Raw genomic sequence first — 9,936 nt, 5'->3', positions numbered from 1 at the left:
ACCAGTTTGAATTTAGTATCAACAACTATTTGAATTTATTTAGGATAGTGGTAACTCGAGCACACATTTTTTGCCATTATGCCCAGGATGACAAAGGAATAAACAAAGGAACACCATGACGCTGCCTCATTGGAATCTCGCACCCGAACAAAAGCCACTGCAAGAATTGCTTACACGTGAGCTCGAGATTTCAGCTCTTACAGCACAGGTGCTCATCAATCGTGGCATCACAAATGTTGATGCTGCAAAGCGTTTTCTTCATCCACAACTGAGTGAATTACCCGATCCCTTTTTACTCTTAAACATGCAAAAAGCTGTAGACCTTACCACAGCTGCACTTGCCGACGGAAAGCAAATTGCCATCTTTGGAGATTACGATGTGGATGGAGTGAGTTCCACAGCACTTCTTACTCATTTTTTTCGAACACTTGGCGCAAAACCTATCAGTTTCATTCCTCATCGTCTCATCGATGGTTATGGCATGAGCAAACAAGGCATCGACACCCTCAAAGCCAAAGGCACCGATCTGATTATCACCGTTGACAATGGCATTCGTTCACTTGAAGAAATTGCTTACGCAAAATCGTGCGGTCTTTCTGTTATTGTTACCGATCATCACGAACCTGGCGATGAACTTCCTGCTGCAGATGCCATTGTGAATCCAAAACAAGCTGCATGCCCTTTTCCAGAAAAAAATATTTGTGGTTGTGGAGTCGCTTTCTTTTTTGCCATGGCTCTTCGAAAGCGTTTACGGGAAGAAAATTTTTTCACCGATCATAACGAACCTCACCTTGCACAATATTTAGATTTTGTTGCACTAGGAACCGTCGCAGATGTCATGCCACTCACCGGCGCAAACAGAATTTTTGTACACTTTGGATTGAAGCAGTTGAACCAAAGTTCTCACCTTGGACTTCGAGCTCTCATTTCAACCTCCGACTGCAAAGGGAAGATCACGCCAACCCATGTTGGCTTTCGTCTTGGTCCGCGCATCAATGCTGCAGGCAGAATGGAAAGTGCACAAACTGCTTTGGAACTTTTCTTAAGCTCGCAAAAAGAGAATGCCTATTATCTTTCTGGTGAACTCGAACGCCTCAATAGCTTGCGACAAAAAACAGAAGAGAAAATTTTACGCGGAGCACTTCATCAACTGGAAGATGGCTCTGCAGAAGAACTTGCGGGCATCACCGTATTCGATGCAAGTTGGCATATTGGCATTGCTGGCATTGTTGCTTCACGACTTGTAGATCGTTTTCAGGTTCCAAGTGTTGTGCTTGCTCAAGAAAAAGAAACCATCAGAGGTTCAGTTCGTTCACCTCAAGGAACAAATGTTTTAGAATGTTTGCAAGCGTGCGAACACCTACTGGTGCAGTATGGCGGACATGCGCAGGCTGCGGGTGTCGTCATAAAAGAAGAAAACATTCCAGCATTTAAAAAACTTTTCGAAGAAGTGTGTGCTCAAAAAACTAAGAATACATCTCTTCCAAAACGAAATGTAGATGCCTTAGTTTCACCGGGAATTTTAACCGAAAATATTATTCAAGAATTAGAACTGCTGGCTCCCTTCGGATTGGGAAACCCAGAGCCTTGTTTTGCGGTAGAAAATATAAAATTGCTAAGACAAAGCATTGTGGGAAAACATCACCTCAAGTTCCAAGTGAAAGACGAACACACCGTTACTGATGCCATTGCCTTTGGCAAGGCGGATCACGAAGAAAACATACACCTTCCCCACCACATTACTTATCGTCCCGAAATAAATCACTTTCGTGGAAAATCTACCATTCAACTTAAAATCAAGGAACTCATAGCCCTTGACATTCCAGCAGAAAATCTGGAGTAAAAGCTGGTAAAATCTACATTTGCAGGCGGAGAAGAAAAATGCCTTTTAGCGTTGAGGTAACAAAACACTTTACAGCAAGCCACGGTCTCTACAACTACCTTGGCAAAGATGAAGACCTGCATGCAGAGCAGTGGTGCTTGAAAGTGGAAGTAAGGTCTGATGAGCTTGACGAAGCCGGTTGCTGCGTTGATTTCCATGCACTTGAAAAAACACTCGATGAGCTGCTTTCGCCTATCATCGGAAAAAGTTTTAATGAACTTTTGTTTTTTAAAACACTCAGTCCATCAGCTGAAAATATTGCTTACTATTTTCACACCGAACTCAGCAAAATTTACAACAGCAATCGACTTCACGTGTACAAGGTTACAGCGTACGAAGATGAATATCACGCGGCCAGTTATTGGGAAAAAACATGAAGAAAAAAGCCATCTCCATTTTATCGGGCGGCTTGGATAGCTGCACTGCAACGAAGTTAGCGCTTGATGACTACGAATGCATAAAAGCTATCACCTTCGATTACGGACAACGCGCGGCAAAAAAAGAAATTGAAGCAGCGCGTTTTTTTTGCGAAACAGAAAATCTTCCACATCAAGTTATTTCTCTTCCGTGGTTTCAAGACATTATTCACACGTCACTTGTAGATAAAACACAGCACATTCCTGAGACAAGCTCTTCAGAAATTGACCTGTCGTTAAAAGCTGATCAAGAGCGGGCTTGCAAGGTATGGGTTCCAAATAGAAATGGACTTTTTCTCTCCATTGCGGCTTGTTTTGCCGAAAGCCTTTTGGCTGATGCACTTATCGTTGGCTTCAACGCTGAAGAAGCCGTTACTTTTCCCGATAATTCGGAAAAATACTTAAACAGCTTCACCGACTCTCTTTCGTATTCCACTCTTAATAAAGTAAAAATAATTTCACCCACACTTCACATGAAAAAAGCAGAAGTGGCACAGGCAGCAAAGTCACACAAGATCAACATTTCCAAGCTATGGTGGTGCTATCACGGAGCAGAAAACCCATGTGGAAAATGTGAATCATGTGTAAGAAATGAAAGAGCACTGGCAATTTGCTTGTCATCACGAGGAGCATAGCGACGTGGTGATCTCCTCGGTCAATTGTCAGAGGAGATCCTTCGTTTCACTCAGGATGACAGCGGCTTGTTTGAGCAGATAACAAACAAAAGGAACTTAACATGAAACACGCTTTCCTCACACAAAAGATCACTTACACCGGCTTAGAACTTCGATCGGGCTGGATTGCAGAACATGCCAAGCTTGAAGGCGATGCCATCGCTGCTTTTATTGGCCCAGCTAATGTTCCCATCGAACACATGGTGGACCTCGAAGACGTTGCCGCAAATGCTCCCATCTATAGTCCACTGATGCTGCACTTTCTGGTTGAACATTTCGACCTCAACATGAATCTGGCAGCAGCACGACAAAGACTTTTGGTCTTGCTTGCCTGCGAAGCATTGGGCCAAAAAGGAATCCACCCTTTAAGAAAAGGGGACGATATTTTCGTGAAGGGCAAAAAGCTTTCCGTTTCTATTGCAGCTCCTGCACCAGAATCCACATGCATTCACTTCGCGCTGAACATTGATACAGAAGGAACTCCCGTCCCCACCTCTGGCTTAAGAGATTTGTCCGTTGAGGCAAGTAGCTTTGCAGAAGAACTCATGACAGCCTATGTGCGAGAAATTGCAGAAATGAAACACTCCACGCAAAAAGTGAAACGCTTACAATAAGACAAGCATTTGATTTTGAACGTTTTTTCGCTCTCTTTTTCCCTTTTCAATCAAAACTGACAGGGATATGGTGCGCCTCTTATGACGCAAAACAGCACACAAAATACAGCTTCCCTCTCCGAGATTTTCAGCTCTCGTCAAGGGGAAGGCCCACACATTGGCAAGCGCATGACCTTTGTTCGCTTTGGTCATTGCGCCCTTCGCTGTCAATGGTGTGATAGCCCCAAAAGCTTGGAGCACGTTCCATTTTTTCGCCTTGAAACCTTTCCTGGCTCAGAAAGCTTCAAAGAATATCCAAACCCCATTTCTTCATCTGCACTCAATGAAATGCTGCAAAATTTTGACGATGAATTTATTTCGGTCACTGGCGGGGAACCCTTAGAACAAGCTAGTTTCCTGTCTTCATGGCTTCCGACAGTGAAAGAGAAAACCATTCTTCTTGAAACCAGTGGAGTGCTTACCAAAAAGTTAGCTCAAGTGCTTGATCATGTTCACATTGTCAGCATGGACTTCAAGCTTCCTTCTTCCACCGGCATGAAAGCTTACTGGGCCGAGCACAAAAGTTTTCTCCAACTGGCCCACGAAAAACAAAAAGAAGTGTATGTAAAATTAGTGGTCACCGAAAACACCAGCGACCGTGACATTGCCGACGCCATTCACATTGTGACGGATATCAACAAGCGCATTCCCTTTATTGTCCAGCCCGTTTCAGCTACTGACACGCTGAACATTTCCATTACACCAGAACGCCTCAATTCCATCGAGCGCATTTGCAAGGCCTACTTGCCAAACGTGCACACCATTCCGCAGATGCATAAAGTGTGGGGAGTCTTGTAGGAAAAATTAGACAAGGCTTTTGTCAGCAAATTCGCCAGTATTTGTTGAGAGATAATCAGAAAGATAAGCACGAACATCCCACCACATCTCCACTAGATAGCGTAAAAATTTACTCTCTCCATCCAGTGAAACCTGTTGCCAGACGCGCAGCATAGAGTGCGCATAATCAACCCCAAAGACAGGTGTTTGGTGACCATGGCTTCGGAAAGGGTCACTAAAATTCACAGGACTACAAATGGAATATCCCACACGTCCACCTCTTCTTCCAAATCGACTTGCTGCAGCAAGAGGATCGAAAAGAAAACTTGGAACTCCGTTTCTTTCTTGCTTTGCAAATTCTGCATAAAGATTCGCAGCATCTCTTTCTGGAGAAAATCGCGCACCCGAAAAAGCAGGAAGATCAAGAAGCTCCGGGAAAAAAGTCAGGTTAACTCCAAGCTGAACAAGATGATATGGCTGAAAACGAGAACCTTCCCCTCTCGGGAAACATATGCTGTGATTGAGTGAAACAGCATTTCCATAGGCACGTTCTTCAATACGAATTCTGGTCACAAAGCTGTTCTGCCTAATTTCTACAAATTTTCCATCAACAGAATCTTCATGATGCACTTGCGCAAACAACAAACGACTACCACGATAAGCATCAGTATTCACAAAACGAAGTTGCCAATTTCTGTCTTCACCATGCGCACCAAAAAGAAAACGAGGATGCAACGATCCACTTTGCATCGTTTCGGCAATAAGCTCATCGCAATATCTTGCAGCAGCATTAAAATGGGGAGGGTCTAACTCTTGCTGAAGAACAACTCTTGAAAATCTCACTGGAACAAGCAAAGGGCTGTTCACCCCCAGCGAAAACATGCCCAATGCTGAAGCCGATAATGAAGGAGCTCTTGGAGTAATGGGCAAAACACCTTGCATAGCACTTCCCGGAAAGAGTGAACTGGCGCGAAAAAGCCACGAATTGGAAAAAAGCTCAAGCCTTTTCTTGACTCAGAAAAATGCCTGAAACAAGAGAAAGTTAGTCAAAAATGGCAGCTGTTTGGAGGAGAGCATCTATGTTGATTAAGGTTATTTTTCTTCCCTCAACCAAAATATACTTATCTTGCTTAAATTCACTGATGAGACGAATTGCCGATTCTTGCGTTGTGCCAATCATCTCGGCAAGCTCTTCTCGGGTAAGTAAAATATCGAGGTAATATCCTTGCTCTGTTTTTTTCCCATACTTCATTTTTAAAAAAAGAAGCAATTCAGCAAGACGTTCTCTTACATTTTTATGCACCAAATTTAAGGTTTGATTTTCAGCCCGTCGCAAATCATCGGCAAGTGCACTCATGACGTTGCGCATGGTTTTTGGATCTTCATCAAGGATTTGCAAAAAAGTTTTTTTATCGATGAAGCAAATTTTACAATCAGTAATAGCTTCAGCAGTTGCCGTATAAACCGCATCAGTCAAGAGGCAGCGGTAACCCAACATATCACCTGGGCCTAAGAGGCGAACAATTTTTTGATGTCCGCTTGCATCACTTTTGAAGAGCTTTACCTTTCCTTCATTGATGCAATACAAACCGAATGCATTGTTGCCCTCGTAAAAAATTGTTTGATGCGCCTTATAGGTGTTTGATGTTTTTGCATCATCAAATTGTTCTAAGTGCTTTTTCTCCAAACTACAAAACACACTTTTTTCACGAGTTTCACAGTTTTCACATTTTGGAAAAATTTTCTTCATCTTCCTCAAGTTCTTTTACCTTCTGAGCAATAGCTCCTAAACGGAAAAGCTCCTGCCCTACACCAAATTTTGCTTGTGCTGTCAAGCTCATCACAAAACATGATTCAGATCATTTTTTCATCTGTTCTGGCTCATTTTCTTACACGACGCCAGAATTTAATTGGAGGACAATGAGATTCCATGCCAAAAACAAATGTGAGCTGCTCTGCTGCAAGCAGCAAAATAGACAAGACTCTCCCGCTAAAGCCCTTACAGAGCGAATTTCAGAGCTTAAAGAAAAGGGAGAGACGATTTTATTTCGGCCAAAACACGTGCTTTTTTATGAGGGTCACTTTGCATCAGGCTGCTTTATCTTGGAGGAAGGAACGCTGAAAATTGAAAAAACACAGGGCGAGCTCATGCCTGCAAAAAAACTTCTCATCCCGCAAAAGCACCTTATTGGCCTCTGGCACCTGCTCTCAGATACGCCGCTCTGCTCAAGCTGCATCGCGCAAACAAAAGTAAAGGCCATTTTTATTCCGAAGACTTTAATCATTTCATTGGTAGATTCACTTCTCCCCATCTCTCAAACTTTTACTCCAGAACATCGTTAACGAGGAGTTTTTGCTCTCTCATTTCCATTGTTACATTTCTGTGACAATTGCCTTTCGAGCTGACTTCCACCTTGTCAAGCACAGTTAAGTGGAGTATCTGCGCTGCATGTTATCAGCATCAGAATACGAAGCCCGCGAAAAAAAATTCCTGCAGAGCTATGCCGTAAAGGCATCCGAGACCAAGGGAAGAATTTTTGAAGAAGAGCCCCCAAGTTTTCGCAGCCATTTTCAGCGCGACCGAGATCGCATTATTCACTGCGAAGCCTTCAGAAGGCTTGAGTACAAAACCCAAGTTTTTGCCAACGATGAAGGTGATCACTACCGAACTCGCCTCACCCACACGCTTGAAGTAGCGCAGATTTCAAGAACCATTGCCAGAACGCTTGGCCTTAACGAAGATTTGGCCGAAGCCATAGCCTTGGCGCACGATCTTGGCCACACCCCATTTGGCCACCGCGGCGAGGAAACCCTTGATGCGCTTATGAAATCGCACGGTGGCTACGAACACAACCATCAAAGTTATCGCATCATCACCAAACTAGAACGTCGCTATCCAGAATTTGATGGGCTCAATCTTTGTTACGAAGTACGCGAAGGTGTTGCAAAACACAGTGGCGAATACAACAAGCCAAACCTTTCAGATTTTTCCGACGATGGCTATCCAAATTTAGAAGCGCAAGTAGTAGACTGTGCAGATCAAATTGCCTACATGAACCACGATCTTGACGATGGATTACAATCGCAAAAAATAAGCTTCGATCAATTGGAAGAAGTCAGTTTGTGGAAAGACAATTTCAACGCCGTAAAAGAAAAATATCCGAACGCAAAACCAAAACTGCTCAAATACCAAACCATTCGACGCCTTATCACGCTTCTTATTTTGGATCTTCAAGAAGAAGCTCTTCGCAGAATACATGAATATAAAATTAAAACTGTAAATGACGTTCGTGAACGAGGAAAAAATTGTATTCGCTTTAGTCCAAAGCAAGAAAAAAGAAATACTGAACTGCTTCAATTTTTGTATGCACATTTTTACCGTCACCCAGACATTGAGAAAATGGCAAAGCGCTCTGATGCAGTTATATCAGGTCTTTACGAAGTATATCTCAATAACATTGAACTTTTGCCAAAAAGTTTATGCGAAAAAATTAAAGCAGAAGGAAAACGAGAACGTTCCGTTTGCGACTACATTGCAGGCATGACAGATCGTTATGCCCTTTTGCAATACAAAGAACTTATCGGAGTAACCCTTTAGCGAAGGAGAACATATGTCCAAAGAAAATTCTAACCTGCTGGGGAAAGTGCTTGGCATCAGCATCAACGTGCTTATTTTTCTTTTCCTCATGTACCTCTTTTTACTCGCCATTTCGTTGTTAGGCGATTCTTTTAAGCTGCTCGGAAAAGGGGTTGCAGAATCTCTCTTTAAGGCAACTGCAAATCCTTTTTCAGGCTTGATGATTGGTTTGTTGGTTACCTCTCTCATTCAAAGTTCGTCAGCAACCACTTCCATGATCGTTGCGCTTGTGTCAGCTGGTGGTTTGGAAATAACGGCTGCGATCCCCATGGTGATGGGAGCCAACATTGGAACCACTATTACCAACACCATCGTTTCCATCGGCCATATCACACGAAACGATGAGTTTGAGCGAGCTTACGCTGGTTCTGTTGTACATGACTGCTTCAATATTTTAACTGTTTGCATTCTGCTTCCCTTCGAGTTGATGACAGGCTCTTTGGAAAAAACTGCGAACTTTCTTTCCAATATTTTTTATGGCGCGGAATCTTCAACGTTTACAAGTCCTGTCAAAGTTTTCATCAAGCCAGTTGAAAAAATAATCATCAATTTTTTCGAACACCACTGGGGAATGTCAAAAGAAGGCGCTGGTATTTTGGGAATTATTTTAGGCTTTGCCCTTATTTTCTTTGCCCTTACGTATATTGTAAAATTCATGCGACGCGTAACAGCTTCAAACATTGAAGAAAATATTAGAAAAGTATTCTCGGCAAATGCTTATGTGATCATCGCCATCGGAATCCTCATCACCGTTTTAGTACAATCAAGTTCAATCACCACTTCGCTGCTTGTACCTTTGCTTGGCGCAAATATTATGACACTTGAACAAGCCTTTCCCCTCACTGTTGGAGCGAACATTGGCACAACCGTCACAGCGCTCTTGGCTTCCATGGCTGGGAACCAAGCTGGACTTACCATTGCGCTTGTACACTTACTCTTCAATCTCTCAGGCTTTGCTCTTTTCTATCCGATTGAAAAAATGCGAAACATTCCCATTGCTTGCGCAAAATGGCTCGCACGCATAACAGTTAAAAACAAAAAACTTGCGCTGATTTATATTGCTACTGTATTTTTTATCATCCCATTTCTTGGAATGTGGTTATTTGAACAATTATAATTCTCTGTTGGAAAGGAAAGCATATGGTACTCAACGAACTTATTCAATTTTGGCAAGAAGACTCAAATGTAAATCATATTTTTAAGCGTTTCGATGAAATGTTGAAAATCGGAAAGGGCATTATCTATAGCTCAACCCAAGCTATCTTCGAATCTCCAAGCAATGCAGAAGAACTTGGAAAACAACTTAAAACCGAAGATGCAAAAATTAACAAACTTCACCAAGAAATACGTCGCGATATTATCACTCATATTTCGCTTCATGGTGATGAAGACATTCTTCCCTGCTTACTGCTGATAAGTCTTATTAAAGACGCAGAGCGCATTGGTGATTATGGCAAAAATATTTTCGAGGTATGGCAACGCTACCCTCATTTAAGTGATGACCCACTGAAAAGTTCTCTTAAAACGATGCAGGAAAATTTAATGAGATGGTTTGATGAAACACAACAAACTTTTGACAACAGTGACAAAGCACTGGCTAAAAAAGTACGCCAAGAAATCTACACGCAAGAAAAAGAATGCGATCGTATTGTTTGGGATCTTGCAAGTGGAAACCAAGGTGGCCAAGCTGTTGCAATCGCTTTAGAGTTTAGATTTCTAAAGCGCGTCACGGCTCACTTAGGTAATATTTGTTCAAGCGTTATTATGCCATTTGATAAAGTGGATTATCACGATTAAAAGTTGAATGAGAATTGTGGATCCCCTAAATTCACAAACGAAGTGCAACACTTTATGGATAAGGTGTTGCCATGGGAACCTACTACAAACAACTATCGTT

Annotated in this window: 11 protein-coding genes; 9 read left to right on the top strand and 2 right to left on the bottom strand. The window is 42.4% G+C overall.

All coding sequences use genetic code 11. The annotated features are described in order from the left end of the window. Nucleotides 1-115: 115 nt before the first annotated feature. The 5 genes from recJ to COV43_04245 all read left to right on the top strand — a co-directional run bounded on the left by recJ (nucleotide 116) and on the right by COV43_04245 (nucleotide 4,423). Entirely contained in the window at nucleotides 116-1,843 is a 1,728-nt protein-coding gene (recJ, locus tag COV43_04265) for a single-stranded-DNA-specific exonuclease RecJ (GenBank protein ID PIR25720.1), read from the top strand. Nucleotides 1,844-1,881: 38 nt separating this feature from the next. Further along, on the top strand, nucleotides 1,882-2,259 hold the full coding sequence (locus COV43_04260) for a 6-carboxytetrahydropterin synthase QueD (GenBank protein PIR25719.1): 378 nt from the start codon (nucleotides 1,882-1,884) through the stop codon (nucleotides 2,257-2,259). After that, nucleotides 2,256-2,933, top strand: coding sequence for a 7-cyano-7-deazaguanine synthase QueC (gene queC, locus COV43_04255; GenBank protein ID PIR25718.1), 678 nt, complete (start codon nucleotides 2,256-2,258; stop codon nucleotides 2,931-2,933). The genes COV43_04260 and queC overlap by 4 nt, the downstream gene beginning before the upstream one ends. A 101-nt stretch (nucleotides 2,934-3,034) precedes the next feature. Continuing rightward, nucleotides 3,035-3,586: a hypothetical protein gene (locus COV43_04250; GenBank protein ID PIR25717.1), complete on the top strand. Its 552-nt coding sequence runs from the start codon at nucleotides 3,035-3,037 to the stop codon at nucleotides 3,584-3,586. An 81-nt stretch (nucleotides 3,587-3,667) separates the two neighbouring features. Next, the gene (locus tag COV43_04245) at nucleotides 3,668-4,423 is read left to right on the top strand and encodes a hypothetical protein (protein ID PIR25716.1); all 756 of its coding nucleotides are present in this window, start codon (nucleotides 3,668-3,670) and stop codon (nucleotides 4,421-4,423) included. Nucleotides 4,424-4,429: 6 nt separating this feature from the next. On the opposite strand, the gene COV43_04240 is transcribed toward COV43_04245, so the two are convergent. Next, nucleotides 4,430-5,284 (bottom strand): hypothetical protein, encoded by an 855-nt coding sequence (locus COV43_04240; protein PIR25715.1) that lies wholly within the window; start codon nucleotides 5,282-5,284, stop codon nucleotides 4,430-4,432. A 160-nt stretch (nucleotides 5,285-5,444) separates the two neighbouring features. Further along, entirely contained in the window at nucleotides 5,445-6,152 is a 708-nt protein-coding gene (locus COV43_04235; protein ID PIR25714.1) for a Crp/Fnr family transcriptional regulator, read from the bottom strand. Between the two features lie 170 nt (nucleotides 6,153-6,322). On the opposite strand from COV43_04235, the gene COV43_04230 reads away from it, so the two are divergent. The 4 genes from COV43_04230 to COV43_04215 all read left to right on the top strand — a co-directional run bounded on the left by COV43_04230 (nucleotide 6,323) and on the right by COV43_04215 (nucleotide 9,836). After that, complete coding sequence (locus COV43_04230) at nucleotides 6,323-6,745, top strand: hypothetical protein (protein ID PIR25713.1); 423 nt, start codon at nucleotides 6,323-6,325, stop codon at nucleotides 6,743-6,745. 106 nt (nucleotides 6,746-6,851) lie between these two features. Next, on the top strand, nucleotides 6,852-8,000 hold the full coding sequence (locus COV43_04225) for a deoxyguanosinetriphosphate triphosphohydrolase (protein ID PIR25712.1): 1,149 nt from the start codon (nucleotides 6,852-6,854) through the stop codon (nucleotides 7,998-8,000). Nucleotides 8,001-8,013: 13 nt separating this feature from the next. Then, the gene (locus COV43_04220) at nucleotides 8,014-9,156 is read left to right on the top strand and encodes a hypothetical protein (GenBank protein ID PIR25711.1); all 1,143 of its coding nucleotides are present in this window, start codon (nucleotides 8,014-8,016) and stop codon (nucleotides 9,154-9,156) included. A 23-nt stretch (nucleotides 9,157-9,179) separates the two neighbouring features. Continuing rightward, nucleotides 9,180-9,836, top strand: coding sequence for a hypothetical protein (locus COV43_04215; GenBank protein ID PIR25710.1), 657 nt, complete (start codon nucleotides 9,180-9,182; stop codon nucleotides 9,834-9,836). Nucleotides 9,837-9,936 lie beyond the last annotated feature (100 nt).

The sequence above is a fragment of the Deltaproteobacteria bacterium CG11_big_fil_rev_8_21_14_0_20_42_23 genome, from assembly GCA_002796345.1.
Lineage (GTDB): Bacteria > UBA10199 > UBA10199 > 2-02-FULL-44-16 > 2-02-FULL-44-16 > 1-14-0-20-42-23.
Note: the sequence above shows the minus strand (reverse complement) of the source record. Positions and strands in the feature narration are given on the sequence as shown.

Bases quoted from the DNA above. Each gene is read 5' to 3' on its own strand.
- COV43_04240 (PIR25715.1), bottom strand. From the start codon at position 5,284: ATGTTTTCGCTGGGGGTGAACAGCCCTTTGCTTGTTCCAGTGAGATTT.
- COV43_04215 (PIR25710.1), top strand. From the start codon at position 9,180: ATGGTACTCAACGAACTTATTCAATTTTGGCAAGAAGACTCAAATGTA.
- queC (PIR25718.1), top strand. From the start codon at position 2,256: ATGAAGAAAAAAGCCATCTCCATTTTATCGGGCGGCTTGGATAGCTGC.
- recJ (PIR25720.1), top strand. From the start codon at position 116: ATGACGCTGCCTCATTGGAATCTCGCACCCGAACAAAAGCCACTGCAA.
- COV43_04245 (PIR25716.1), top strand. From the start codon at position 3,668: ATGACGCAAAACAGCACACAAAATACAGCTTCCCTCTCCGAGATTTTC.
- COV43_04250 (PIR25717.1), top strand. From the start codon at position 3,035: ATGAAACACGCTTTCCTCACACAAAAGATCACTTACACCGGCTTAGAA.
- COV43_04235 (PIR25714.1), bottom strand. From the start codon at position 6,152: ATGAAGAAAATTTTTCCAAAATGTGAAAACTGTGAAACTCGTGAAAAA.
- COV43_04260 (PIR25719.1), top strand. From the start codon at position 1,882: ATGCCTTTTAGCGTTGAGGTAACAAAACACTTTACAGCAAGCCACGGT.
- COV43_04230 (PIR25713.1), top strand. From the start codon at position 6,323: ATGAGATTCCATGCCAAAAACAAATGTGAGCTGCTCTGCTGCAAGCAG.
- COV43_04220 (PIR25711.1), top strand. From the start codon at position 8,014: ATGTCCAAAGAAAATTCTAACCTGCTGGGGAAAGTGCTTGGCATCAGC.
- COV43_04225 (PIR25712.1), top strand. From the start codon at position 6,852: ATGTTATCAGCATCAGAATACGAAGCCCGCGAAAAAAAATTCCTGCAG.